Origin of the sequence: Phyllobacterium sp. YR620 (assembly GCF_900104165.1) — a bacterium.
Taxonomy (GTDB): Bacteria; Pseudomonadota; Alphaproteobacteria; order Rhizobiales; family Rhizobiaceae; genus Phyllobacterium; species Phyllobacterium pellucidum.
Window position 1 is genome coordinate 84,674 of sequence record NZ_FNJP01000002.1, and the last position, 26,493, is coordinate 111,166.

23 protein-coding genes and 2 pseudogenes are annotated in these 26,493 nt (G+C 59.4%); 16 read left to right on the plus strand and 9 right to left on the minus strand.

Annotated features, from left to right (window positions below; genetic code table 11):
* Window positions 1-183: 183 nt before the first annotated feature.
* The 4 genes and pseudogenes from rpoN to lptC form a co-directional block, all read right to left on the minus strand.
* On the minus strand, window positions 184-1,821 hold the full coding sequence (gene rpoN / locus BLR72_RS07255; protein WP_091948532.1) for an RNA polymerase factor sigma-54: 1,638 nt from the start codon (window positions 1,819-1,821) through the stop codon (window positions 184-186).
* A 155-nt stretch (window positions 1,822-1,976) separates the two neighbouring features.
* A pseudogene (lptB, locus tag BLR72_RS07260) lies at window positions 1,977-2,705 on the minus strand (LPS export ABC transporter ATP-binding protein); the annotation flags it as partial.
* Window positions 2,706-2,823: 118 nt separating this feature from the next.
* On the minus strand, window positions 2,824-3,420 hold the full coding sequence (locus tag BLR72_RS07265; protein WP_027230622.1) for an LptA/OstA family protein: 597 nt from the start codon (window positions 3,418-3,420) through the stop codon (window positions 2,824-2,826).
* A 56-nt stretch (window positions 3,421-3,476) separates the two neighbouring features.
* Window positions 3,477-4,214 carry an LPS export ABC transporter periplasmic protein LptC gene (gene lptC / locus BLR72_RS07270; protein WP_091946859.1) on the minus strand — a complete coding sequence of 246 codons (738 nt, stop codon included), beginning with the start codon at window positions 4,212-4,214 and terminating at the stop codon, window positions 3,477-3,479.
* 258 nt (window positions 4,215-4,472) lie between these two features.
* Between lptC and sppA the strand changes: the two genes are divergently transcribed.
* From sppA to BLR72_RS07345, 15 genes and pseudogenes are all read left to right on the plus strand, one after another.
* Window positions 4,473-5,459, plus strand: a complete 987-nt coding sequence (sppA, locus tag BLR72_RS07275; protein ID WP_027230623.1) for a signal peptide peptidase SppA — start codon at window positions 4,473-4,475, stop codon at window positions 5,457-5,459.
* Window positions 5,460-5,544: 85 nt separating this feature from the next.
* Complete coding sequence (locus BLR72_RS07280) at window positions 5,545-5,829, plus strand: integration host factor subunit beta (protein ID WP_027230624.1); 285 nt, start codon at window positions 5,545-5,547, stop codon at window positions 5,827-5,829.
* Window positions 5,830-5,870: 41 nt separating this feature from the next.
* Window positions 5,871-6,203 carry a lipopolysaccharide assembly protein LapA domain-containing protein gene (locus tag BLR72_RS07285; protein ID WP_027230625.1) on the plus strand — a complete coding sequence of 111 codons (333 nt, stop codon included), beginning with the start codon at window positions 5,871-5,873 and terminating at the stop codon, window positions 6,201-6,203.
* 33 nt (window positions 6,204-6,236) lie between these two features.
* Window positions 6,237-7,214, plus strand: a complete 978-nt coding sequence (locus BLR72_RS07290) for a bifunctional Delta(1)-pyrroline-2-carboxylate/Delta(1)-piperideine-2-carboxylate reductase (RefSeq protein WP_091946863.1) — start codon at window positions 6,237-6,239, stop codon at window positions 7,212-7,214.
* A 72-nt stretch (window positions 7,215-7,286) separates the two neighbouring features.
* Window positions 7,287-8,393 carry a class I SAM-dependent rRNA methyltransferase gene (locus BLR72_RS07295; protein WP_175492307.1) on the plus strand — a complete coding sequence of 369 codons (1,107 nt, stop codon included), beginning with the start codon at window positions 7,287-7,289 and terminating at the stop codon, window positions 8,391-8,393.
* Window positions 8,390-9,259, plus strand: coding sequence for a TrmH family RNA methyltransferase (locus BLR72_RS07300; RefSeq protein ID WP_091946866.1), 870 nt, complete (start codon window positions 8,390-8,392; stop codon window positions 9,257-9,259). Before BLR72_RS07295 ends, BLR72_RS07300 begins: the two co-directional genes overlap by 4 nt.
* Before the next feature lie 12 nt (window positions 9,260-9,271).
* Window positions 9,272-9,775, plus strand: a complete 504-nt coding sequence (lspA, locus tag BLR72_RS07305) for a signal peptidase II (protein WP_091946869.1) — start codon at window positions 9,272-9,274, stop codon at window positions 9,773-9,775.
* Window positions 9,776-10,078: 303 nt separating this feature from the next.
* Window positions 10,079-10,864 (plus strand): annotated as a pseudogene (locus BLR72_RS07310) (GNAT family N-acetyltransferase); the annotation flags it as partial.
* A gap of 175 nt (window positions 10,865-11,039) precedes the next feature.
* Window positions 11,040-13,697: a DNA mismatch repair protein MutS gene (gene mutS, locus BLR72_RS07315; RefSeq protein WP_091948538.1), complete on the plus strand. Its 2,658-nt coding sequence runs from the start codon at window positions 11,040-11,042 to the stop codon at window positions 13,695-13,697.
* An 87-nt stretch (window positions 13,698-13,784) separates the two neighbouring features.
* Complete coding sequence (locus tag BLR72_RS07320) at window positions 13,785-16,598, plus strand: [protein-PII] uridylyltransferase (protein ID WP_091946875.1); 2,814 nt, start codon at window positions 13,785-13,787, stop codon at window positions 16,596-16,598.
* Window positions 16,599-18,197, plus strand: a complete 1,599-nt coding sequence (murJ, locus tag BLR72_RS07325) for a murein biosynthesis integral membrane protein MurJ (RefSeq protein WP_091946878.1) — start codon at window positions 16,599-16,601, stop codon at window positions 18,195-18,197.
* Window positions 18,194-18,592, plus strand: a complete 399-nt coding sequence (locus tag BLR72_RS07330; protein ID WP_091946881.1) for a VOC family protein — start codon at window positions 18,194-18,196, stop codon at window positions 18,590-18,592. Before murJ ends, BLR72_RS07330 begins: the two co-directional genes overlap by 4 nt.
* A gap of 90 nt (window positions 18,593-18,682) precedes the next feature.
* Window positions 18,683-19,762 (plus strand): tryptophan--tRNA ligase, encoded by a 1,080-nt coding sequence (trpS, locus tag BLR72_RS07335; RefSeq protein ID WP_091946884.1) that lies wholly within the window; start codon window positions 18,683-18,685, stop codon window positions 19,760-19,762.
* Window positions 19,763-19,816: 54 nt separating this feature from the next.
* Complete coding sequence (locus BLR72_RS07340) at window positions 19,817-20,305, plus strand: universal stress protein (protein WP_027230636.1); 489 nt, start codon at window positions 19,817-19,819, stop codon at window positions 20,303-20,305.
* A 98-nt stretch (window positions 20,306-20,403) separates the two neighbouring features.
* Window positions 20,404-20,982: a NifU family protein gene (locus tag BLR72_RS07345; protein WP_091946887.1), complete on the plus strand. Its 579-nt coding sequence runs from the start codon at window positions 20,404-20,406 to the stop codon at window positions 20,980-20,982.
* 45 nt (window positions 20,983-21,027) lie between these two features.
* Here the strand turns inward: BLR72_RS07345 and BLR72_RS07350 are convergent, their stop codons facing one another.
* From BLR72_RS07350 to xylF, 5 genes are all read right to left on the minus strand, one after another.
* Window positions 21,028-21,447, minus strand: a complete 420-nt coding sequence (locus BLR72_RS07350) for a type II toxin-antitoxin system VapC family toxin (protein WP_091946890.1) — start codon at window positions 21,445-21,447, stop codon at window positions 21,028-21,030.
* Window positions 21,444-21,692, minus strand: coding sequence for a FitA-like ribbon-helix-helix domain-containing protein (locus BLR72_RS07355; protein WP_091946893.1), 249 nt, complete (start codon window positions 21,690-21,692; stop codon window positions 21,444-21,446). Before BLR72_RS07355 ends, BLR72_RS07350 begins: the two co-directional genes overlap by 4 nt.
* A gap of 103 nt (window positions 21,693-21,795) precedes the next feature.
* Complete coding sequence (locus tag BLR72_RS07360; RefSeq protein ID WP_027230638.1) at window positions 21,796-22,575, minus strand: ATP-binding cassette domain-containing protein; 780 nt, start codon at window positions 22,573-22,575, stop codon at window positions 21,796-21,798.
* 13 nt (window positions 22,576-22,588) lie between these two features.
* The gene (locus tag BLR72_RS07365; protein WP_051614660.1) at window positions 22,589-23,908 is read right to left on the minus strand and encodes a sugar ABC transporter permease; all 1,320 of its coding nucleotides are present in this window, start codon (window positions 23,906-23,908) and stop codon (window positions 22,589-22,591) included.
* Window positions 23,909-23,991: 83 nt separating this feature from the next.
* On the minus strand, window positions 23,992-25,035 hold the full coding sequence (xylF, locus tag BLR72_RS07370; RefSeq protein ID WP_091946897.1) for a D-xylose ABC transporter substrate-binding protein: 1,044 nt from the start codon (window positions 25,033-25,035) through the stop codon (window positions 23,992-23,994).
* 213 nt (window positions 25,036-25,248) lie between these two features.
* On the opposite strand from xylF, the gene BLR72_RS07375 reads away from it, so the two are divergent.
* Complete coding sequence (locus BLR72_RS07375; protein WP_091948541.1) at window positions 25,249-26,493, plus strand: ROK family transcriptional regulator; 1,245 nt, start codon at window positions 25,249-25,251, stop codon at window positions 26,491-26,493.

The window sequence follows — 26,493 nt, forward strand, 5'->3', positions numbered from 1 at the left end:
CAAATCAATCTACACCGATGTTGGAAGACGAGCAAAGCCATCCCGCACAATCCGTGCGAGCGCTCCATCACATTTCGCTTGCTGATTCTTCATGTCCAAACGCGCGCTTTCGCTCCGACCGTCGCAAAGTACCGGCGCTTCTCTCTCCCTGACCAGGCTTCTTTGGCCCAGTTCATTGCCCACTCAAAAGGAGTCTACACCCGAGTGATGGAGTAATCTAGAGCCAGGATCTTTCTTGCGCACAGAAGCCTGCGCTTTCTTCTCGCGCCGTCTTTGCACCGAGGAGGCAATGTTCATCGCCTCGCGATACTTGGCGACCGTGCGCCGGGCGATGTCGATCCCCTGCTCCTTCAGCAGATCCACAAGCGTATCGTCTGAAAGGATCTCGTTTGGCGTCTCGGCATCGATGAGCTGGCGAATCTGGTGTCGAACCGACTGCGAGGAATGCTGCTCCCCGCCCTCCGTCGCCGATATGCCGGCGTTGAAGAAATAGCGAAGCTCGAAAACGCCGCGCTTGGTCAGCATGTATTTATTCGCGGTAACACGGCTTACCGTCGATTCGTGCATGCCGATGGCGTCGGCCACGGTACGCAGGTTCAAGGGCCGCAAACATGCGATACCCTGGAGAAGAAACTGTTCCTGCTGCCGCACGATTTCGCTCGCAACCTTGAGGATCGTCTGGGCACGCTGATCGAGGCTACGGGTCAACCAGTTGGCGGTCTGCAGGCATTCGCTCAGGAACGTCTTTTCCAGCGGCGAAGCCTTGGCCTTCGACAGGGTTGCGTAATAACTGTTGTTGACCAGTACGCGCGGCAGTGCGTCAGGGTTGAGCTCGATCCGCCAGGTTCCATCGGCCGCCATATCGACGATGACGTCCGGGACAATGCTGTCGGCGATTCCCGACGAAAAGGCCGTGCCCGGCTTCGGGTCAAGCTGCTGGATTTCCCGGAGCATATCGAGAATGTCAGCTTCGCTGACCTGGCAGAGCTTCTTCAAGGTGTGGAAATCGCGCTTGGCCAGGAGTTCAAGATTTTGCAGAAGCGCCTGCATGGCGGGATCAAAGCGATTTTTTGCGCGGAGCTGGATCGCAAGGCATTCGGCGAGGTCGCGGGCAAACAATCCGACCGGCTCGAAGCCCTGCATGGCGCCGATCAGTCGCTCCACATGCGCCACCTTGACACCCAGCCGCTCGGCGATCTCGTCGATATCGGCGCGCAGATAACCCATTTCATCGAGATGGTCGACAAGTTCCGCGGCAATGAGGCGGTCGGCGACGCTCTCGAAGGTAAAAATAATCTGCTCGCCGACATGATCCCTGAGCGTCAGCGGCGATGCCGTTACCTGTTCGATATTGTAGCCCTCGCCGGAAGACACATAGCCGTCTCCCACCGATGACTTCCACTGGGAGGCAAGATCGCCGCCGATCAGATCATGCGTACCGGGATCATCCGGGAAAATATTCTCAAGCGAACTATCAAAGGTCTCGGACATGGAGCCGGCGCTGATCGTTTCGCCGCTTTCGAGCCAATGATCGCCCTGACCGTGGGAGTGTTCGCCCGCGTCCCCATCTCCGGTGAGGCTCTTGCCAAATTCGCCGTCGTCACCAGAACTACGCTCAGAACTACTGGCGCGCTCCTCCATGCCAAGGTAGTCGCCGTTGGCGTCATCGCGATCAAGTAGAGGGTTCTTCTCGATCTCCTGTTCGATGAATTGTTCGAGCTCGACATGGGTCAGCTGCAGCAGTCGAATCGACTGCATAAGCAGCGGTGTCATCACCAGTGCCTGGGTTTGCCGGAGATCGAGTTTTGGCGATAAAGCCATGAGGATGGGAGCACTCCTGTACCGCAGTACAAAACTGGCCCAATCCTTGCTTGTCAATCGCAAGGCGCTCAAAAAATCGCTGGCTGCGGCATTTTTGAAGCGGCGAAAAGGCAGTACGACAAAATTTTGCGCTGAATCGCGCAAAAGTTGAAGCGTCAAAGACTGAACTGGTCGCCGAGGTAAAGCCGCCGGACGTCCGGATTGGCAATAATTTCGTCCGGGCGCCCATGAGTCAGCACTTGCCCGGCGTGGATGATATAGGCCCGGTCGATCAGCTTCAGTGTCTCGCGCACATTGTGGTCTGTAATCAGCACACCGATGCCACGTCCCGTGAGATGTCGCACCAATTGCTGAATATCCGCCACGGCAATTGGATCGACGCCGGCAAACGGTTCGTCGAGCAGCATGAAATTCGGGCGGGATGCCAATGCACGGGCGATTTCGAGACGACGTCGCTCGCCGCCGGAAAGTGAAATGGCGGGTGCCTTGCGTAGATGGGCAATATGAAACTCTTCGAGCAGGGAATCGAGTTCCTGCGCGCGGGCGCTACGATCCTTCTCGACAATCTCGAGCACAGCCTTGATGTTGTTCTCTACCGAAAGGCCCCGAAAGATCGACGCTTCCTGCGGCAGGTAACCGATGCCAAGGCGGGAGCGGCGATACATCGGCATGGTCGTAACATCAAAGCCATCGATCTCGATCGTGCCCTTATCGACCGGAACAAGCCCGGTCACCATATAGAAGCATGTGGTCTTGCCCGCGCCGTTTGGACCAAGAATGCCGACCGCCTCACCCGCGCGCACGCCGAACGACACGCCGTTAACGACCTGACGGCCATTATAGCCCTTGGTTATGCCGCGCGCGACGAGCGTGCCCTTCATGCGGTCGATGGCTGCCGGATCGGCAGGACGCATCTCATGCGAAAGACTGGATTCCGGCCGCGCGGCGCTGTTGGCTTTTGTGCGACGTGAAAAAAATGACACTTACAGCTGTTCCGCCGGTTCAGTTCTTTGGTTGGTTGTTGGGGGCGACCACAATCGAGACGCGCCCGGTCTGGCCGCTTTTGCAGCTTTCAAGCTGGGCTTCGCCGGTCTTGAGTTGCGCGGTCAGCTTGCAGCCTACGGCGACATTGTCGCCCTGGGTCAGAACCACCTTGTTGCCCGTCAGCACAAGCACCTCCGACTTCATGTCGAACGTGCCGTGATCGCCGGTGGCCACCTGGTCGTTGGATTTGACGTAGACCTTGTCGTTGACCTCGAGGTGATCGATATCCTGCGAGCCGCCAAGCCCGCCCGTCTTCGGCGCATCCGCGGCGGGGGCGGGATCGCCCTCTTTCTTCTTGACATAGTAGACGATCATGGAGCCGGCCTTGAGCAGGGTCGCGCCCTGGACGACGGTGACGTTGCCCGTGAAGGTAGCCGTTCCCTCCTTGTCGTGGACGACGAGTTTGTCGGCGTCGATCTGGATCGGCTGATCGCCGGAGAGTTTGATGCCGCCGCCGGGCGCATTTTCCTGCGCGACGGCGGATACGACCATCGATGATGCCAACAATCCCAATGCAACAGTCGAAATGCCTATCAGTCTTGCCCCGCGCGACATCGTTCTCTCCTAAAAATTCGGATATTCCCACAACTCTCAGTGAGCGAGCACCAATACTACTCGACTGATTTGACTGCGTCTGTACCTTCTTGCCGTTTTGTGGGCTGAATGACAAGCCTTACTCGCTTCTCAAAGGTCATTACCTTGCCGCTTTCGCTGATCTGCATCGTATCGGCGGTAATACTTGAAGTGCCGTTGCGTATAGTGACCGGATCTTTGGTGGACATGGAATTGCCGGCAATATCGATATCCGCCGATTTCATCTGGGCACTGATGCCATCAGACGTCGTGAAATTGATCTCGCTGTCGAGTTTCAACTGCCGGTTGGCATTATCGAACACGCCGGACTTGGCCTGGACATTGGCGCGCATATCCTTACCGAGCGGAAGCTCCGCGCTGATGCCCTGCAGCGAGATGACGTTGGTGTTGCCGACTTCCTGCAACGCCTTGACCGCGCTCATCTTGTAGGGAAGCTTGTCCTTGGTGAAGCCGTCGAGTTTGGGGTTCGTCATGACGAGCTTGCCGTTTTCCAGCGCGGCATTCTCCAGCGAGATATTGCTCGGCATGTTGGTCGTCGAAAAGAACGTGAACCACGAAAAGATGGCTGCGCCGACGATCGCCGCGGCAGGAAGCGCAAATTTCAGGATTCGCACGCGGCGCGAATGGCGTTCCGCGGCACGAAAAACACCGGAATCCTTGTCGGACGCCGCAAATTGACGTGCCACCTCTGCGTGGTGATCGGCACCAGCGGCAGCCTGGACGTGCGGATGCGTATCGTTTCTCTGAACTGACATGGCCTGGCTGTTACTACGTAATGACAATAGTATGGCTACTTGGCGCCAATATGGTTATTTTTCGATGAAACGGGCGAATAGATAAACGCGCGAGTTGCACCGCACCACAAGTATGACGTTGGCGTGCGAGATACAAGGTCCTAGCGCATTTCTAATGAAGCGCGAGGAAATGCCGGCGCAGGAACCTTACCCTAGACTTCCCTCTCGTGATGTCGCAGAGATTGTTTTTACCGACGTTGAGAACGAATGGACAAATCGATGGCAAACACGGCTGACGCGATTATTGACAGACGGCGCCTGCGCCGAAAACTGACATTCTGGCGCATCCTGGCGCTGTTGATTGTCGCTCTCGCACTGATTTTGTTTTATTTTTCGGTGGCAGGATCGGATGCGTTTTCCAGCAGGTCATCGCCGCATATCGCCAAGGTCCGCATTGAAGGCACGATCTTCGAGAACGAGGAACTGCTGAAGCGGCTCAAGGACGTGACCGATTCCAACGCCGTAAGGGGCGTCATCCTGTCGGTCGATTCCCCCGGCGGAACGACAGCGGGCGGAGAGGCTATCTATGAGGCCGTGCGCAAGCTTGCCGTTAAAAAGCCGGTGGTCGCGCAAGTCGGAACGCTCGCAGCGTCGGCGGGCTACATGATCGCCAGCGCATCCGACCATATCGTAGCACGCCAATCGTCGATCGTCGGCTCTATTGGCGTTTTGTTCCAATACCCCGATATTTCGCAGCTTCTGACCAAGCTCGGCGTCAAAGTCGAGACCATCAAGTCGAGTCCACTGAAGGCCGAACCCAATTTCTTCAATCCGGCAAGCGATGAAGCCAAGGAAATGATCCACCGCATGATCATCGATTCCTATGACTGGTTCGTCGGCCTCGTGCAGGAAAGACGCAAGTTCACGCATGAGCAGGCGCTGGCGCTAGCGGATGGATCGGTCTTCACCGGCCGGCAGGCCATCGCCAACAAGCTCATTGACGAACTCGGCGGCGAGGATACGGCGATCGCCTGGCTGAAGACCAAAGGCGTCAACGACAAACTGCCGGTTGTCGAATGGAAGCCCGTGGAAAAATCCTCGCTCGGCCTGTTCTTCTCAAATTCAGCGACAAAAATGCTCGCCCGCTATCTCGGCCTGCCGGAGGAGAGCGCCGGAATGCTGAATCAGCTCACCGGAGACCGCATGTTCCTTGACGGACTCGTTTCTGTTTGGCACGTTGACGGCAAGCCTGCCGGGGCGCAATAAAAGAATATTAAACATATAAGATCAGTGACATAGTCTTGAGGTGGGGCCTATGTCCTCCTGGTCTTGAACCGAAAGGGAACTCGCTGTGATCAAATCAGAGCTCGTGCAGATCATTGCCAACCGCAACCCGCATCTGTTTCAGCGCGACGTCGAGAATATAGTCGGCGCGATCTTCGATGAGATCACGGACGCACTGGCAGAGGGCAATCGCGTCGAGCTTCGTGGTTTCGGTGCATTCTCGGTCAAAAACCGCCCTGCACGCAGTGGCCGAAACCCGCGTACCGGCGAAAGCGTCGAGGTTGAAGAAAAATGGGTGCCCTTTTTCAAGACCGGCAAGGAACTTCGCGACCGTCTCAATGCCAATAGCTGAGGTTCATCGAACGGGCGGGTGAAGCGCGCCGGGAGGAATACATGATCAATCGCATTATCATCGTCCTCGTGCTGGTGCCGCTTGCAATCGTTCTCATAGCGCTGTCGGTTGCGAACCGCGGGCCAGTTCAACTGACGATCGATCCGTTCAATCCCGGAAACCCCGCGCTTTCCTACACGGCCCCGCTCTTCGTTTGGCTGTTCGCTGCCTTGATCGCCGGACTCATCCTCGGCAGTTTCGCTACCTGGTTCAACCAAGGAAAACATAGGAAACTGTCGCGCCAGCGTAAACTCGAAGCGGAACTCCTGCGCAAGGAAGCCAAGAAAGCATCGGTCGATAGTGGTGCGACGCCGAACCTGCCCTCGCTCCACTAGGGCACAATTACAAGAAAACCCAAGGAACAAGACATGAAACTGATCTCCCCGGCCGAGGTCGACAGGCTATTGAATTGGCCGGATATGATCGACGCCATCGAACAGGCGTTCCGCCAGGGCGTTATTCAGCCCGTGCGCCATCACCACACAGTCGAGCGGCCGGATGGCGCGGCATCGACCTTACTGCTCATGCCGGCTTGGTCGGATTTCGATGCCCTCGGCGACTCCTCCAAGGGCTATATGGGGGTCAAGATCGTCACCGTATCGCCCGATAACGGCGCAGTGGCGAAGCCCGCAGTCATGGGCGTCTACCTGCTTCTCGACGGCAAGACCGGCGAACCCAAGGCACTCATAGATGGGCAGCGGCTCACCATCTGGCGCACGGCAGGGGCATCGGCGCTCGCCGCACGTTACCTTGCGCGCGAAGATGCATCGAAGCTCGTCGTCCTCGGGGCTGGCGCGCTGTCGGGCTTTCTTGCCCGCGCCCACAGCGCCGTGCGGCCGATCAAGGAAATCTCGATCTGGAACCGCAACCTTGCCAATGCCGAAAAAGTGGCGGCGGACCTTACCGCTGACGGCTTCAATGCAAAAGCCGTTTCGGACAAGGATGCGGCAATCGCCGAGGCGGACATCATCACCGCGGGAACGCTCTCGACCGAACCGCTTGTCCTCGGCAGGCACCTGAAGCCAGGCGCGCATGTCGATCTCATTGGTGCGTTCACCCCGACCATGCGCGAGAGCGACGATGAGTGCGTCCGCCGCGCCCGGGTGTTTGTCGACACGAAGGATGGCGCGCTCAAGGAAGGCGGCGACATCGTACAGCCGATCAAAGCTGGTGTTGTGAGCAAGGAGCATGTCATCGGCGACCTGTTCGACCTGACGCGCGGCACGATGAAGGGCCGTCAGTCCGCCGAGGAAATCACGCTGTTCAAATCGGTCGGTGCCGCCCTTGAGGATTTGGCGGCCGGAATCCTTGTTTTTGAGAAGGCAAACGCTGCATCACAAGCCTAACGGCTCGGATTTCGCTTTCGCCCTGCAACATCTTGGCTTAGAGCGTTCTAGCCAAGACAGGGAAAGCGAGATTTGAAACCATCCGGCGGAAAAACGAGAAAGACCAAGGGCGCTGCCAGCAAGGCCAACCCCGCGAAGGGCGCTGTGCAATGGCAAAGCCCGGTAAAGCCGCGGCCGCAATTTGCCAAGCAGGTGCGCACGCCCGCCGTCGACGGTTCCGCGCAGGGTGGCGCACGTCAAGAGGCGTCGACACGACGCGTGCTTGTGCGCCGGTCCGGATCACGTCCTGAGGAGCGAACGGGCCTTATCCTCGAAACCCTGCCTTCGGAGGACTACGCGCTCCTCGATAGTGGCAATGGCCTGAAGCTGGAGCAATACGGCCCCTATCGCATCGTGCGCCCCGAAGGCCAGGCGATCTGGTTGCCGGCCTGGGCCAAGGCCGAATGGGACAAGGCGGATGCAGTCTTTACCGGCAATACGGATGAGGAAGGCGTCGGCCGCTGGCACTTTCCGAAAGTGCCGCTCGGTGAAACCTGGCCGCTCGCTTTCGACGGACTGCCGTTCTATGGCCGTTTCACTTCCTTCCGGCATGTTGGCGTTTTCCCCGAGCAGGGCACCCATTGGGCGCATATGGACAGGCTGATCCGAAACGCGAAACGGCCGGTCAAGGTGCTCAATCTCTTCGGCTATACCGGCGTTGCCTCGCTCGTTGCCGCGCGGGCCGGGGCAGAGGTCACCCATGTGGATGCCTCGAAGAAAGCCATCGCCTGGGCGCGCGAAAACCAGGAAATGGCCGGCCTTTCCAGCAAGCCCATCCGCTGGATCTGCGAGGATGCGATGAAATTCGTCATGCGCGAGGAACGGCGCGGCAGCACCTACGACATCATCCTGCTCGACCCCCCGGCCTATGGCCGCGGGCCGGGCGGCGAGGTGTGGCAACTTTTCGACAATCTCCCCGACATGGTCGATATCTGCCGCGCCATCCTTTCCCCCAATGCGCTCAGTGTCGTGTTGACCGCCTATTCGATCCGCGCCTCGTTTTTCGCGATTCATGAATTGATGCGCGATGCGCTCACCGGCCTCGGCGGTACGGTGGAGTCGGGCGAACTTATCCTGCGCGAACGTTCATCCGGACGCGCGCTTTCCACCTCGCTGTTCAGCCGTTGGGAAAATACATGACGCGACACGACGACCACACCCGAGGCACCGGACTCGCGCGACCCGGCAGGGTTAAGGAAGTGACCAGCCTCACCAACCCGATCGTGAAGGATCTGCGCGCACTCGCGATGAAAAAATATCGCGATCAGGAGGGAGTCTTTCTCGCCGAGGGGCTGAAGCTGATCATCGACGCACTCGATCTCGGCTGGACGATCCGCACGCTCGTCTTTTCCAAGGCAGGCAAGGGCAATTCACTTGTCGAACAGGTGGCGGTACGCACCATCGCCAAAGGCGGGGATGTCCTCGAAGTCAATGAGAAGGTCATTGCCGCCATTACCCGGCGCGACAATCCGCAAATGGTGGTCGGCGTCCTCGAACAGCGGAGCCAGCCGCTTGCTACACTGAGGCCGCAAGGCAACGAGGTCTATGTGGCGCTGGACCGGGTCCGCGATCCCGGCAATCTCGGGACGATCATTCGCACCGCCGACGCCGTCGGCGCCAAGGGCATCATCCTGATCGGCGATACAACCGATCCATTCTCGCTCGAAGCCGTGCGCGCCACCATGGGTTCGGTCTTCGCGGTACCGCTCATGCGCGCCACAGAGGCCGAGTTCCTGGCCTGGCGCAAAGGCTTTGCCGGGCTCGTCGTTGGTACGCACCTCAAAGGCGCAGTCGATTACCGCACCATTCCTTATGCGAACCGCCCCGTTGTGCTCTTGATGGGCAATGAGCAGCAGGGACTGCCGGACCAACTGGCGGCCGGCTGCGACAAGCTTGCCCGGATACCGCAGGATGGCCGCGCGGATTCGCTTAATCTTGCCATTGCAACCGGGATCATGCTGTTCGAGATAAGGCGCGACGCGCTCAAGCTCGATAGCGGAAACTGAAACAAGAGAACGATGAAAACCAAAGCCCTTTACAATCTGTTGGCCGTCGTCGCCTTTGCGGTCGTCAGCGACCAGATCATCAAAAATCTGGTCGAGACCGGCATGGACTACCAGCAGCAGATCGACGTGTTGCCGTTCCTCGCACTGTTTCGCGTTCACAACAATGGCATTGCCTTTTCCATGCTCAGCGGGCTGCACGACCTTGCGCTGATTGCGCTGACGCTCGTCATCATCTGCTTCGTCAGCTATCTCTGGTGGACGACGGCGGCAACCCGCTGGATTTCCCGCTTCGGCTTCGCCCTGATCATCGGTGGCGCGCTCGGCAATCTGATCGACAGGAGCATTCACGGTTACGTTATTGATTATGTTCTTTTCCATCTGCCGACCTGGTCGTTTGCCGTCTTCAATCTCGCCGATGCCTATATTTCAGTCGGCGCGGCGCTGGTCGTGCTTGAGGAAGTGCTCGCCTGGCTGCGCGAACGCCGGGCTTCGAAGGGTGAACCCGGGAAGAACTGAGATAAGGCGGGTTGTCGCGCTTGGCCCAAGGATCCGGGCTGGTGCTCTGGGGTCATCTTCCGATGCCACCTTCTCCGTATTCCTTCGACTGCACGAGAGGCCCCAAGCCGCCACCGTCACGTCATGCTGCCGTCATCGATTTGTAGTATTCAGGAGGCGACCGAACCACCGATCAACCTCTCTTAAGAGCGAATCGACATGAGCATCGCCTTGCTTGAACGTGCTTCACCTACTAAAGATCAGCGCATGGTCTCGCAGGTTGATTCAACGCCCTCGCCTCTTGTGGCGCCTCACCTTGTTTCGGTGCTCGGTCGCATCGGCACGATGGAGGTCTGCCTTGCCCAGACCGAGGACGAGATCGAGTCGGCGCAGCAGCTCCGCTTCAAGGTTTTCTTCGACGAACTCGGCGCCAAGGGATCGGCGACGCTCGAACAGCGCGATGCAGACCGTTTCGATCCAGTCTGCGACCATCTTCTTGTCTACGATACCTCGATCGCCGGCCCCAAGCACAAGCAGATCGTCGGGACATACCGCCTGCTTCGTTCAGAGCGGGCTTCTGCATCGGGTGGATTCTATTCAGCCAGCGAATATTCAATCGAAAGCCTCGTCAGCGCCAAGCCGGATTTGCGCTTCCTTGAACTCGGGCGCTCCTGCGTTCTGCCGGAGTACCGCTCGAAACGCACCGTCGAGCTGCTCTGGCAGGGGATCTGGACCTATTGCCGCCATCATTCGATCGGGGTCATGTTCGGATGCGCCTCATTCCAGGGGACCGTTCCTGCAGCCCACGCGCTGCAACTTTCGTTCCTGCAGCACAATTTCCGCGCGACTCCTGATTGGGACGTGTGCGCCTTGCCTGACCGTTACCAGGCAATGGACCTCGTTCCGGCCGAGGCGATCAACCCGCGTGTCGCCATGTTTGCCATGCCGCCGCTCATCAAGGGCTACCTTCGCCTTGGCGCAATGATCGGGGACGGCGCCGTCATCGATCACGATTTCGGCACGACGGATGTCTTGATCATCCTGCCGGTCAGCCGCATCGCTGAACGCTATGTCAGCCACTATGCCGCGGAAGCAAAGCGTTTCGCTTGAGATCATCTGTGGAGAAGAACGCAGGATACTCGCTACAGAGGTGGGTAAAGCCTGCGTTTGCGCATAGATTGCTCCAGACTGGACAAGGGTCTATCAGGAGAGCGCATTGGCGGAACTTGCAACCATAATCGAAACGCCTGCCTACGATGCCGAGCCATCGGCGCGGCTGACGCCGATGATGGAGCAATATATCGAGATCAAGGCGACGAATCCTGACAGCCTCCTGTTCTATCGGATGGGCGATTTCTACGAGTTGTTCTTCGACGATGCCGTCGCAGCATCGCGGGCGCTCGGCATTACGCTGACCAAGCGCGGCAAGCACCTCGGCGACGACATCCCGATGTGCGGCGTGCCGGTCCATGCCGCCGACGATTATTTGCAGAAGCTCATCGCGCGCGGCTTTCGCGTCGCCGTCTGCGAGCAGATCGAAGATCCAGCCGAAGCGAAGAAACGCGGCTCGAAATCGGTCGTCAAGCGCGATGTCGTCCGTCTGGTAACGCCGGGGACCATCACCGAGGAAAAGCTGCTCGATCCATCCGAGGCCAATTATCTGATGACGCTCGGCCGTGTGAAGGGCGCAGGCCAAGGCCAGTTCGCGCTCGCCTGGATCGATATTTCCACCGGGACCTTCCGCGTCGGCGAAACCGACCCGTCCCGCATGCTCGCCGATATATTGCGGGTCGAACCACGCGAACTGATCGTCGCCGATCCCGTCTTTCACGATCCGGACCTTCGTCCGATCTTCGACATTCTCGGTCGGTCAGTCACGCCGCAGCCGCCAGGCCTCTTCGACAGCGCAACGGCGGAAAACCGCATCCAGCGCTATTTCGATGTCGGCACGCTCGACGGGTTCGGCCAGTTTTCGCGGGCCGAACTTTCGGCGATTTCCGGCGCCATCGCCTACGTGGAAAAGACGCAGATCGCGGAGCGTCCGCCGCTGATGCGCCCGGAGCGCGAGTCGGAAGGCTCCTCGCTCTTCATCGATCCTGCGACGCGTGCAAACCTCGAACTCCTGCGCACCCTTTCCGGCAATCGCGACGGCAGTTTGCTCAAGGCGATCGACCGGACGGTTACCGGCGGGGGCGCCCGGTTGCTGTCCGAACGGCTCACCGCGCCGCTGACCGACCCGGACGCCATTTCCACGCGCCTCGATTCTGTCTCCTTCTTTCTGCTGCAGCAATCGCTTGCCGACATTGTCCGGGAAACGCTCAAAGGGGTGCCGGATATGCCGCGCGCCCTCTCGCGGCTTGCCGTCGGACGGGGCGGGCCTCGGGACCTCGGCGCGCTCGCCCGCGGGTTTGAGGCCGCCGACGAGATTGGCCGCGTGATCGGAACAGAGATCCTGCCGAGCGAGCTTGCCAGGGTCCGCGATTGCCTCGCCGGGTTGCCGCGTAATTTCCTAAGCCATCTTGAAGCAGCGCTTGCCGATGAACTGCCGCTCCTCAAGCGCGATGGCGGTTTCTTGCGGCCCGGCTATAATGCCGAGCTTGATGAAATGCGCGCCCTTCGCGACCACTCACGCCGCATCATCGCCGGCCTTCAGGCCGACTATATGGAGACGACGGGCATCAGGTCGCTGAAGATCAAGCATAATAATGTGCTGGGTTATTTCATCGAGGTGACGGCCAACAATGCGTCGGTGATGACCGATACGGATGCGGCCAAGGCAAAGTTCATTCATCGCCAGACCATCGCCAATGCGATGCGCTTCACGACGACCGAGCTTGCGGAACTCGAAACCAAGATCGCCAATGCGGCGGACCGCGCGCTCGGCATCGAACTTGATGTTTTCGAACTGTTGACGCGGGAGACCGTCGAAAATGCCGAGGCGATACGCGCCGGGGCGGCGGCACTGGCGGCGCTCGACGTCTCGGTGTCGCTCGCGGTCCTTGCGGAGGAACAGGGCTATTGCCGTCCGTTGGTCGATGACAGCCTTGCCTTCGCGATCATCGCCGGACGCCACCCCGTCGTCGAACAGTCGCTACGGCGGCAGGCCGCAAACCCGTTTGTGGCCAATGACTGTACGCTATCTCCCGAGGGAACCGGCAAAGGCGCGATCTGGTTGCTGACCGGACCGAACATGGGCGGTAAATCGACGTTCCTGCGCCAGAACGCGCTGATCGCGATCCTAGCCCAGATGGGCTCGTTCGTGCCAGCGGGCTCGGCCCATATCGGCATCGTCGACCGCCTGTTTTCGCGGGTCGGCGCATCCGATGATCTTGCCCGCGGCCGCTCGACCTTCATGGTGGAGATGGTGGAAACCGCAGCGATCCTCAATCAGGCGAGCGACCGCTCGCTCGTTATTCTCGATGAGATCGGGCGCGGTACGGCGACCTTCGACGGCCTGTCCATCGCCTGGGCCGCGGTCGAATATCTGCACGAGAAAAACCAGTGCCGGGCGATCTTCGCCACGCATTTTCATGAGATGACAGCGCTTTCCGAGAAGCTCCCGCGCCTTGGCAACGTCACGATGCGGGTCAAGGAATGGGACGGCGATGTCGTCTTCCTGCACGAGGTGGCCAAGGGCGCGGCTGACCGCTCCTATGGCGTTCAGGTCGCCCGCCTTGCCGGCCTGCCGGAAGCGGTCGTCAGCCGGGCCCGCGACGTGCTGCACCAGCTCGAGGCCGGCAATACGTCCGGCAAAGCCGACAAGCTGATCGACGATCTGCCGCTGTTTTCTGTTGAAGTGAAGCGCCAGGCGCCCAAGCCGGCACAGGGAAAAGACAGCGCCCTGCTCGCCGCGCTCACCGACGTAAATCCCGATGAGATGACGCCGCGCGAGGCGCTGGAAGTGCTCTACCGCCTGAAAGGCATTGCAGCAACGAATTCATGAAGGGCGTGTTTGACCTGCTTCAAATGAAGTCATTCCGTTTGAATTGATTTCGCGCTATAGCGAGCCATCATCCATAAAGTCGTGTTCATGAACGCCTCAGACCTGAAACTGGAACAGATCGTCAACCCCACCATACTTCATCGGCAGTTTGAAGATCTGGTCAAGGCGGCGAAGGACAATGGGGCAGCATCCGTCGATCGCAACGACGTGCTGCAGCTTGTCAAGCAAACGCTCGCATCCGGCCGCAAGAAGGCGGAAGAGCTGCTGATGAAAGATGCCGGGGGCACGCGTTGCGCCATGCGGATTTCCTTTCTGATGGATCAGATCATTTCGGCGCTCTACGAATTCGCGGTCGCCCATGTCTATCCTGCGGTAAACCCTTCGACAGCCGAGCGCATGAGTATTGTCGCAGTCGGCGGCTATGGGCGCGGCGCCCTGGCGCCGGGCTCGGATATCGATCTTCTGTTTCTCTTGCCCTACAAGCAAACGCCGTGGGGCGAACAGGTTGTCGAGTATATCCTCTACATGCTGTGGGACGCCGGGCTCAAGGTCGGGCACGCCACCCGCAATCTCGATGAATGCATTCGTCTGTCGCTGGCGGACATGACTATACGCACCAGCATTCTCGAGGCCCGTTATGTTTGTGGCAATGAGGAGCTGTTCACTTCGCTGGAAAAGCGGTTTGACGACGAAGTGGTCAAGGGAACGGGTCCGCAATTCATCGAGGCCAAGCTTGCCGAACGCGATGCGCGCAACCGCAAGGCCGGTGCCACGCGCTACCTCGTCGAGCCCAACGTCAAGGAGGGCAAGGGCGGCCAGCGCGACCTGCATACGCTGTTTTGGATCGCCAAATACTACTACCGCGTCAAAACCAGCGATGAGCTGGTCAAGCTCGGCGTGCTGTCGCGGTCGGAGCACAACAAGTTCCGCAAGGCCGAGGACCTTCTATGGGCGGTGCGCTGCCACATGCATTTTTTGACCGGCAAGGCCGAGGAACGGCTCTCTTTCGATATCCAGAGCGAGATCGCCCGGCGTCTTGGCTATACGGCGCATCCCGGCCAGCGTGACGTCGAACGCTTCATGAAGCACTACTTCCTCGTTGCCAAGGAGGTCGGCGACCTGACGCGCATCATTTGCGCGGCGCTAGAGGAAGAACAGGCCAAGCACGTGCCGGGCTTCAACAGGATTTTCCTGACCTTTTCCCGTCGCAAGCGCAAGATTGCCGGGACAAGCGATTTCGTCATCGACAACCATCGCATCACCATCGCCGATGACGGTGTCTTCGAGAAGGACCCGGTCAACCTCATCCGCCTTTTTCACTATGCGGACCAGCAGGGCCTCGAGTTTCATCCCGATGCGATGCAGCTCGTCACCCGTTCGCTGTCACTGATCAATGGCGAATTGCGGGAAAACCCGGAAGCGAACCGGCTCTTTCTCGAAATTCTGACTTCCGAGCGCAATCCCGAGCTGATCTTGCGGCGCATGAACGAATCCGGCGTGCTCGGCAAATTCATCCCGGATTTTGGCAAGATCGTCGCGATGATGCAGTTCAACATGTATCATCACTATACGGTCGACGAACACCTCCTGCGCTGCATCGCGGTGATGTCGGAGATCGACCATGGCGATCTCGGCCAGGAACACCCGCTGGCCAACCAGATCATGCCGGGGCTCAAGAAGGATCGCAAAATCCTCTACGTGGCGCTGCTCCTGCACGACATCGCCAAGGGACGTCCCGAAGATCATTCGACTGCAGGCGCCCGCATCGCAAGGCGGCTTGGACCCCGGCTTGGCCTCTCCAAGGCCGATACGGAGACGGTCGCATGGCTCGTCGAGCAGCACCTGACCATGAGCCGGGTTGCGCAATCGCGCGATCTCAACGATCGGAAGACAATCGAGGATTTCGCCGAAATCGTGCAATCGCTCGACCGCATGAAGCTGCTGCTGATCCTCACCATCTGCGACATCAAGGCGGTGGGTCCGGGCGTATGGAACGGCTGGAAGGGCCAGCTGCTCCGCAATCTCTTCTATGAGACGGAATTGCTGCTGACCGGAGGCTTCTCGGAGGTTCCGCGCAAGGAACGCACCGAACATGCACGGTCTCAGCTCGAACACGCACTGTCTTCCTGGCCGCAGATCGAGCGCCAGTCCTACCTGGCGCTGCATTACCAGAACTATCTCCTGACGGTCAGCCTCGACGACCAGATCCGCCACGCGAACTTCATTCGCGAATCCGATGCGGCCGGCAAGACGCTGTCCACCATGATCAAGACCCATGATTTTGAAGGCGTCACCGAGATTACAGTTCTATCGCCGGATCATCCACGCCTGCTCTCGATCATTGCCGGCGCCTGCGCCGCGGCGGGCGCCAACATCGTCGATGCGCAGATCTTCACCACCAGCGACGGGCGGGCGCTCGATACGATCCTGATCAGCCGCGAATTTCCGACCGATGACGACGAGCGGAGGCGGGCGAAGAATGTCGGCCGCCTGATCGAGGATGTGCTTTCCGGCCGCAGCTATCTTCCCGAAATGCTGGCGGCGCGCACCAAGCCGAAGCGGGCGGTTCGCGCCTTCCGTATCGAGCCCGGCGTCGAAATCAACAATACGCTCTCCAACAAGTTCACCGTCATCGAGGTGGAGGGGCTCGACCGGCCCGGCCTTCTTTCAGAGATAACCGGGATCATTTCCGATCTTTCGCTCGATATCGCCTCGGCGCATGTGACGACTTTCGGCGAAAAGGTCATCGACGTGTTTTACGTGACGGACCTCGTCGGCCAGAAAGTCACCAACACGGCGCGGCAAAACCGCATTCGTAAGAAGCTGCTCGCGCTCTTCGGCGAAGGCGATATAACCACCGCCCAGCCACAGCGGCAAAACATCCTCATGACGGCGGAATAAATGAGTCTCGTCAAGAAATTTGCAACTGTCGCATCCGGCACGCTGATGAGCCGCGTCTTCGGCTTCACCCGCGAAATGCTGATGGCGAGCGCGCTCGGCACTGGGCCGATCGCCGACGCTTTCAACGCCGCCTTCCGCTTTCCCAATACATTTCGCCGGCTTTTTGCCGAAGGCGCTTTCAACGCTGCCTTCGTTCCGCTTTTTGCCAAGGAGATTGAGGCAAACGGTCTTGATGGGGCGCGGCGCTTCTCCGAAGAGGTGTTCGGCGTCCTCTTCACCGTATTGCTGACGCTGACGATCCTGATGGAAGTGTCGATGCCGCTGATCGTGCGCTATGTCATCGCGCCGGGCTTCGTCGAGGATCCGATGAAGTTCGACAATACGGTGCGCATGGCGATCATCATGTTCCCATATCTCGCCTGTATGTCGCTGGCGGCGATGATGAGCGGGATGCTGAATTCGCTGCACCGCTATTTTGCCGCTGCGATCGCGCCGGTCTTCCTCAATGTCATTCTGATCGGTGTGCTTGCCTATGCCTGGTATACGGGCCAGGACGGCAGGCATGTCGGCTACGCCCTGTCCTGGGGTGTCATGGTCTCCGGACTCGTGCAACTTGCGATCGTCTGGATTGCGGTGCGCAATGCCGGCATCACCATCGGCTTTCGCCTTCCGCATCTCACCAAGAACGTGAAACGCCTGCTGGTTCTGGCGCTTCCCGCGGCGGTAACCGGCGGCATCACGCAGATCAACCTTCTGATCAACACCAACATCGCTTCGGCGAAATCTGGCGCCATTTCCTCGCTCGCATATGCCGACCGCATCTACCAGCTGCCGCTCGGCGTCGTGGGCATTGCCGTCGCTACCGTGCTTTTGCCGGAACTCGCCCGCGCGCTGCGCTCCGGCAACCTCAAGGAAGCGTCGAGCCTGCAGAACCGCTCGGTGGAATTCACCCTGTTTCTGACGCTGCCGGCAGCAGCGGCACTGCTCGTCATGTCCGAACCGATCGTTCGCATGCTTTACGAGCGCGGCAATTTCTCCCCCACCTCGACGCATACGGTCGGCAATATCCTCGCCGTCTACGGGTTGGGGCTTCCGGCCTTCGTGCTGATCAAGGCGTTCCTTCCCGGGTTCTTTGCCCGCGAGGACACTCGTACACCGATGATCTTTGCCGCAATTGCCGTGGCGGTGAATGTCTCGCTCGCGCTCACGCTCTTCCCGATCATGTACGAGACCGGCATCGCCACCGCCGAGATCGTTGCTGGTTGGGTCAACGCCATCCTGCTCTTTGCGACCTTGGTATGGCGCGGCCACTGGGGACGCGACATCCCTCTCCTCACCCGCATTCCGCGACTGTTCATATCCGCGGCAATCATGGCGATCGGCCTTCATTATGCGATTATATGGATGGGCCCTGCACTTGCACCGCATGCGCCGCTCCACACACAAGCCGTTGCCGTGCTGACGCTCGTCATCCTTGCGATGATCTCCTACTTTGCCCTTGCCTTCGGCACGGGCGGCGCCAGCCTTGCCATGATCCGTCGCAACGTGAAGCGCGGCGCGAAGGCCGCTGAAGCAACGCCGACAGATGCCGCACCATGAGCCGCCGCATCGGATTGATCACGCTTGTCGTGCGCGACTATGATGAAGCCATCGCCTGGTACACGCAAAAGCTTGGTTTTCGCCTCGTCGAAGATACCGCGCTTTCTGAAACAAAGCGCTGGGTGGTCGTGGCGCCTGGCGACGACGGAACGCGTATCCTCCTTGCAAAAGCGGACGGACAAGCCCAAGAAGCCGCCACCGGCAACCAGACGGGCGGGCGGGTTGCTTTCTTTCTTCACACGGACGACTTCGAGCGCGATCATTCGGCGATGGTCAAATCAGGCGTCATCTTCCTTGAAGAGCCACGGCATGAGCCATATGGCAGCGTCGCCGTGTTTCAGGATCTCTACGGCAACAAGTGGGACTTGCTCGAACTGAAGCAGCCAACGATATAGGGCTTGAATACTGCGTGTGGCTCTGCCAAAACCGCGCTTCACTGCCATCGGCGCCTGCAAGCCCGATCCCCGAACGATCAAGGACGATTAATGAGCACGTTTGAACAGCTCGTCTTTTCCGGTGTCCAGCCAACCGGCAACCTGCATCTCGGCAATTATCTGGGGGCTATCCGGCGCTGGGTCGCTCTGCAGGAAGACTATAACTGCATCTATTGCGTGGTCGACCAGCATGCGATCACGCAGGCCATGTCCGTGTGGGGCGGCCCGGCCGAGCTGATGCGCAACACGCGCGAGGTGACGGCGGCTTTTCTGGCTTCCGGTATCGACCCGAAGAAGCACATCGTCTTCAACCAGAGCCGCGTGCGCCAGCACGCCGAGCTCGCCTGGGTGTTCAATTGTATTGCCCGCATGGGGTGGCTCAACCGGATGACCCAGTTCAAGGACAAGGCCGGCAAGGATCGCGAGAACGCATCCGTCGGGCTCTTCACCTATCCGAACCTGATGGCGGCCGACATCCTCGCCTATCGCGCTACCCATGTGCCGGTCGGCGAAGACCAGAAACAGCACCTCGAACTCACGCGCGACATTGCGCAGAAATTCAATACGGATTTCTCCGACCGCATCGCCGAACTCGGTCTCGGCGTCGAGACGCAATCGGGCGACGAGACCATTGCCAGCTTCTTCCCGCTGACGGAACCCGTCATCGGCGGGCCGGCTGCGCGCGTCATGAGCCTGCGCGATGGCACCAAAAAGATGTCCAAATCCGATCCCTCGGATCTGTCCCGCATCAATCTCATCGACGATGCAGATACGATCTCGAAGAAGATCCGCAAAGCCAAGACCGACGCCGAACCGCTGCCCTCCGATGTCGAGGGTCTCAAGGATCGCCCGGAAGCAGACAACCTCGTCGGCATCTATGCAGCCTTGATCGATGCGGACAAGGAAAAGGTAATCGGCGATTTCCGCGGCCAGCAATTTTCCGTGTTCAAGCCGGCACTGGCCGACCTCGCAGTGGAGCGTCTCGCGCCGATTGCCGCGGAGATGCGGCGTATTTCGGCCGATCCGAGCTATGTCGATTCCGTCTTGAAGGACGGCGGTGAGCGGGCAGCCGTTCTCGCCGAGAAGACGCTGCGCAATGTGCGTGATATTATCGGCTTCCTGCAGGACTAGGACCGGGTGCTGCAAGGGGTGGACGATTACATCGGTTAGGGCAGGAACGGGCACATGGTATCGAAACGTCTTAGCCGGGAAGCGGGCCATCGCCGCAAATTTCTAGCCGTTATCGACGAGACGCCCGAGTGCGAGCGGGCGGTAGCCTATGCCTCGCGCCGCGCCAAGACGACTGGCGGAGTGTTGCTCCTCCTTTTCGTCATCGACACGGCCGATTTCCAGGCTTTTCTCGGCGTCGAGCAGATCATGCGGGCCGAAGCGCAGGAACGTGCAAGCGCGACGCTGAGCAAGTTCGCGGCCAATGTGCGCGGGACGATCGGCATCGAATCCGAACTCGTCGTGCGCGAAGGGCTGACATCGGAAGAGATCCAGAAGCTGATCGAGGAAGACCAGGACATTGCCATCCTCGTCCTTGCGGCAGGCTCGGGCAAGGAAGGCCCGGGGCCCCTCGTTCAGTCGCTGGCGGGACGCGAATCCTTCCCCATTCCTGTCACGGTTGTCCCATACAATCTCTCCGACGAGGATATCGACGCGATTACGTGATCCCGCCGCGAAACGTGATACAATCCTGACTTGAACAGTTGAGTTTTAAGGCCTATATCGCCTTTGAACAATTCTAAACTAGACACGCGAGATCCGTCATGTTTATCCAGACCGAAGCAACGCCCAATCCGGCGACCCTCAAGTTCCTGCCTGGGAAGGTGGTTCTCGACCAGGGGACGGCCGATTTCCGCGATGCTCAAAGCGCGGGCGCAGCTTCTCCGCTTGCCGGCAAGATCTTTGCAATCCCCGGCGTATCCGGTGTCTTCTTCGGCTATGACTTCGTCACCGTTACCAAGAGCGACGGTCCGGAATGGCAACATCTGAAGCCGGCCATCCTCGGCGCCATCATGGAGCATTTCATGTCCGGCGCGCCGATCATGACGAGCGCCACGCAGGTTGCCGACGATGCTGAACGCGATTCCGAAGACGAGTTTTTCGACAGCGCCGACGCCGAAATCGTCGATACCATCAAGGAACTGCTTGAGACGCGCGTACGCCCGGCAGTTGCGCAGGACGGCGGCGACATCACCTTCCGCGGCTATGAAAACGGAACTGTCTTCCTCAATATGCGCGGTGCATGCTCCGGCTGCCCCTCATCGACGGCAACCCTGAAGCACGGCATCCAGAACCTGCTCAAGCATTTCGTACCGGAAGTCCAGCACGTCGAATCCGTCTGAGCTTTCACGCTTCAATGTAAAAAAGGCCGCTTCGAGCGGCCTTTTTTATCTGCGCCACGGATCGACGATGTCGATGCCGGAATCAATAAAATCTTTGACGTTCCTTGTCGCAAGCTTCGCTCCCCGCGACTGCGCGATGGCCGCAATTTGTGCGTTAAATTGGGACATGGTCTTACCCGCACGGCGACGTTCACCAAGAATGTCGGAATACGACATCGCCGCGGACGCATCGAACGACAAAATCCGGTCGGCCAGGTCTTCGATGAACATAAGGTTGGCCGCTTCCAAAAGCGCCTGCTTCCTCCTGCCCTCGGGCAAGAGCGAGAGCCCGTAAAAGATTTCGGCCTGTGTGATGGTCGTCGTAAAGAGGGAAGCGACGGGCTGTTGGCCGAGCCAGGCAATTACCTGCTCGTCAGGTTCAGCCTTCATCAACTCCGAAACGACATTCGTATCGAGGATAATCATTCGCTGAAATCGATAGGCTTTCGCACGCCCTCACGGGGAACAACAGGCAAATCCACCCCGCCGAGCCCTTTGAAGCGTTCAGCGATAATCTCCGCGAGATTTTTCGAAGGATTGCTTTCCTGTGCGAGGGCCGCGCGCAATATATCGCGCGCCTCATCTTCCATGGATTTCCCATGCTGGGCAGCGCGAATGCGGAGACGAGATTTCAACTTCTCATCGAGGTTTCTGATCGTCATGCTCGTCACGTCTGCCACCTCTCATGCGATATTAATCATTGATTGCAAATCAATCAATGATTGCATTTGCGTGGGAGACAGGCCGTCACTGGCCTCAGACGGGGGGCTTGAGCTAGTTCACCGCGCCTGGCCCCGGAATCGCACCGGGTGGGCATTTGCCGAGAATGATCATGCCAAGGACTTCATCCTCGGTCACGTCGGTGACCTTCGCCGTGCCGACGACCTGACCATTCTTCATCACCGCCACGCGATCGGCGAGGTGGAACACGTCGTGAATATCGTGGCTGATCAGGAAAATGCCGATACCCTCGCTCTTAAGCTGCTTGATGAGTTCCCCGACCTGCGCCGTCTCCTGCGGCCCCAGGGCCGCCGTCGGCTCATCCATAATCAGAATGCGGGCATTGAAGAGGATGGCGCGGGCAATCGCCACCGATTGGCGCTGGCCGCCTGAAAGCGCCTTGACCGGGTCCTTGAAGCGTTGGAACCGCGGATTGAGCCGGCCCATCACTTCGCGGGCGCTGTGTTCCATTGCCACATCGTCGAGCGTTCCCCACGGCGTCATCAACTCGCGGCCAAGATAGAGATTGGCAGCCGTATCGACGTTGTCGGCAAGAGCCAGCGTCTGGTAGATCGTCTCGATGCCATAGGCCTTGGCGTCGCGCGGATTGTTGATCGTCGCTTCCTCGCCATTGACGCGGATTGTGCCACTGTCGCGCTTGTAGGCGCCGGAGAGGACCTTGATCAGCGTCGACTTGCCGGCGCCATTGTGGCCAAGCAGTGCCACGACTTCGCCCGGATACAGGTCGACCGAGGCGCCATCGACGGCGCGTATGCCGCCAAAGGCGATCGAGACGTTTTCGATATCGACGAGAGGGGTTTGTGCATCGGTCATGTTTCAATCTCCCTCAAGCGGTACGGCGGCGATAGATCGTGTCGAGCCAGACGGCAACGACGAGCACGATGCCGACAACGATATTCTGCAGCGGCGTTTCGAGACCGAGCATGACCATGCCCGAATTCAGCGACTGCATCAGCAGCGCGCCGATCATCGCGCCGGCAATGGTGCCGACGCCGCCGGCGAGCGAGGTTCCGCCGATGACAGCCGCTGCGATCGTCATCAGTTCATCGAGCGTGCCTTGCGCATTGGTGGCAGCGTTGAGGCGGGCGGTCGATATCGCGCCCGCGATGGCGCACAGAATGCCCATGATGATGAAGATCTTCATCGTCACCCAGCGCGTGTTGATGCCGGCAAGATCAGCGGCCTCCGGGTTGCCGCCCATGGCGAAAACGTAGCGGCCGAAACGCGTGCGCGTCGTCACGAAGGTCATGATGATCCCCGTTGCGACCGCGATCAGCACGGGGATGGCGATGCCATGCGGGATGAACAGGCCGCCATCCGGAATGGTGATGTTGTTGGCCTCGGCATATTTGCGGACGATACCGATCGGCCAATAGTAATGATTGGCGATCGAAACTGCGCCGAGGACGAGAAAACAGGCGATCGCCGCCATAAAGGCCTCGGCCCAGACCGGACGGCGGGGAAAGTTGAAACGCTTGCGCTGGCGCCGGCCGTTGACGATCATGCCGACAATGGCAAGGCAGGCGACAATGCCGACAACCCAGCTCCAGGTCGCCCCGATCGACCCTTCCGGCCCGCCGCCCATGAGGCGGAAGGTCGAATCCATCGGTGCGACCGTGCGACCTGACGTGACCCACCAGGCAGCGCCGCGCCAAACGAGCAAGCCGCCCAGCGTAACGATGAAGGCCGGAACGCCGAGGAAGGCGATGACGAAGCCCTGAAAGCCGCCGATGAGCGCGCCGACGACAATGCCGAGCCCGAGCGCAATAACCCAGGTGAACGGCTGTTCGAAGCCGATCAGCTTCGGCAGGATTTCGGCCTGCGTCACGCCCATCACCATGCCGACAAACCCGAGCACCGAGCCTACGGAAAGATCGATATTGCGTGTGACGATGATAAGGACCATGCCGGTCGCCATGACCGCGATGGAAGAGGTCTGGACCGACAGGTTCCAAAGATTGCGCGGTGTCAGAAATTGGCCGTTGACGAGGCCGCCGGTTAAAAACTGGAAGGCAAGCCAGATGATGACGAGCGCTCCGATCATGCCGAGGAGGCGGGTATCGAGCTCGGTCGCCTTGAAGAACCTGGCAACGAGACCGAGTTCGGAAGCGCGAGCCCGGTCAAGACTGATGGCCGGATCACTCATGTTAATCTCCCAGTTTTATTTTCTTTTAGAACGCCGCCGATCCAGTGGACCAGCGGCGCTCAATCCTATCAGACTTGAAAGTGTTAGTTGCAGGCCGGTACCGAGCCAGCCTTCACGCCCTGGCAGACGACGTCCTTCGTTACCCAGCCGGCATCGATGACGACGCCGAGATTATCCTTGGTGACCGGAACGGGCGTCAGGAACACGGCGCTGACCTCGACCTTGTTGGCGCCGCCGGCAAACTTCTGAACGTTCGGGATCTCTTCCATCTTCTTGCCGTCGGCAAGAGCCGAAGCAATGCCGGCAGCCTGCTTGCCGAGTTCGCGGGAGTCCTTCCAGATCGTTACCGTCTGGGTGCCGAGGGCAACGCGGTTGAGCGCGGCAAAGTCGGCATCCTGGCCCGAGACCGGCACGGTGCCGGCAAGGCCCTGCGCCTGGAGAGCGGCAATGGCGCCGCCTGCGGTACCATCATTTGCCGCAACGACTGCGTCGATCTTGTTGTCGTTAGCGGTCAGGAACTGCTCCATGTTCTTCTGGGCATTGGCCGGCAGCCAGCCGTCGGTATAGGCTTCGCCGACATTCTTGATCTTGCCGCTGTCGATCGCTTCCTTCAGCACTTCCTGCGCGCCGGAAAAGAGGAAATCGGCATTCGGGTCAGCCGAAGAACCCTTGATGAAGACGTAGTTGCCTTCCGGCTTGACGGCGAAGACACCGCGCGCCTGCATGCGGCCGACTTCCTTGTTGTCGAAGGTGATGTAGAAGGCATCCTTGTTCTCGATGAGACGGTCATAGCCGACCACCGGAATACCTTCCGCAACCGCCTTTTCGACGGCCGGTCCGATGGCGCTCGAATCCTGTGCAAGGATGATCAGCGCGTTGGCGCCCTGCGAGATCAGGCTCTCGACATCGGTAAGCTGCTTGGCGGCAGAGGATTGCGCGTCGGCGGAAATGTACTTGTCGCCATTTGCCTCGAGCGCCTTCCTGATCGCTGCCTCGTCGGTCTTCCAACGCTCTTCCTGGAAATTCGACCAGGACACACCGACGATCTTGTCTTTGGCCAGAACGGGCCCCGCGAAAGAGACAGCAAGGATAGCAGCGCCCGTGAGAGCGGTTGCATATTTCTTCATGGTAATCCTCCCAGTGCACACAGCACGATGACTGATGAACGAGGGCCTACACCTCCGACCCGCGTCTAAACCTCTTTTATTTCGAGGCTCGAAAAAAATAGTGACTTAAAAGCATTTCCATGTCAACATGGATTTTGCTAGGCATAACCCATTGCAACGCAACAACATTTTTGCATTGCACAAAAAGAGGGTTATGGGGAGGAGTGGAGTTTGTTGATCGATGAGATCGCGCGTCCCGACGATGTCAGGCGCCAGAATCGGAGACTTGCGCTGGCGGCTTTGCGCCGTCACGGCCTCCTGTCGCGCACCGATATCGTGGCCCAGACCGGGCTCAGCCCCTCGACTGTTTCCGCCATCACGACCTCGCTGATTTCCGAGGGCATCATCATCGAAGCGCGCGAGGGCGACCTCGGTTCCAACCGGCGCGGGCGCCCGCAAATTGCCTTGGTGCTCAATCCAGACGTTGCAAGCGTGGTGACCGTGGAGCTCGCGCTTAACTTCGTCCATGCGGTTCTCTACGATTACAAGGGCCAGGTCGTCGCTGAAATTTCGGAGCGGGTGCCAACCCTTGCAATGTCGGCGGACGCGCTGTTTCAATCGATATTCGCCATGCTGGACAGCCTCATCGATACACGTCCCTCAGGGACCGGCCCGTTGATGCACATTTCCATGGGGGTGCAGGGCGTTACCGACGCCACGGGCGCCACCATGCTGTGGTCGCCGATCACGCCGGACACGAACATCGCCTTTGGCAAGGTCCTTTCGCGGCGTTATGGCGTGGATGTTTCGGTCGCCAATGATTGCAACATGATAGCCGAAGCGTTGCGCTGGACCGATCCGGAACACTACAGGGAGAATTTCGCAGCAATCCTGCTGTCGCATGGCATCGGCATGGGCCTCTATCTCAAGGGCAAGCCCTTCGTCGGGGCGCACTCTTCGGCTGCGGAGTTCGGGCACATGTTGCACATCCCTAAAGGCGCGCTGTGCCGATGTGGCCGGCGGGGTTGCATCGAAGCCTATGCCAGCGACTATGCCATATTGCGGACGATAACGGGCGAGAACGAATCCACCCCGCCGCCGCAGGATATAGATCCCTCGACGTTCGCGGCCGCCACCGGCCGGGCCCGTAGCGGTGACGGCGATGAGGGTGCGGCCTTCCGCAAGGCCGGCCAGGCGATCGGCGCAGGCCTTCGCAGCCTGTTTTCATTGATCGATCCCGTGCCGGTGGCATTGGTTGGACCCGGGGCCGGTGTGTTCGATCTCATGGAAGAGGAATTGCGCGGCGTCATTTCCGGCACTTCCGGCTGGGGCGCGACGCAGGATCTCAGCATACGCTGTTATCCGGACGAACATCCGCTTATCGTACAAGGCTGCCTGATGACGTCCTTGCTTCACCTCGACACGCAAATCTTCGCGCCGGGCGACCTCAAGGACCCTCAATTGAAGCACGCCCTCTAA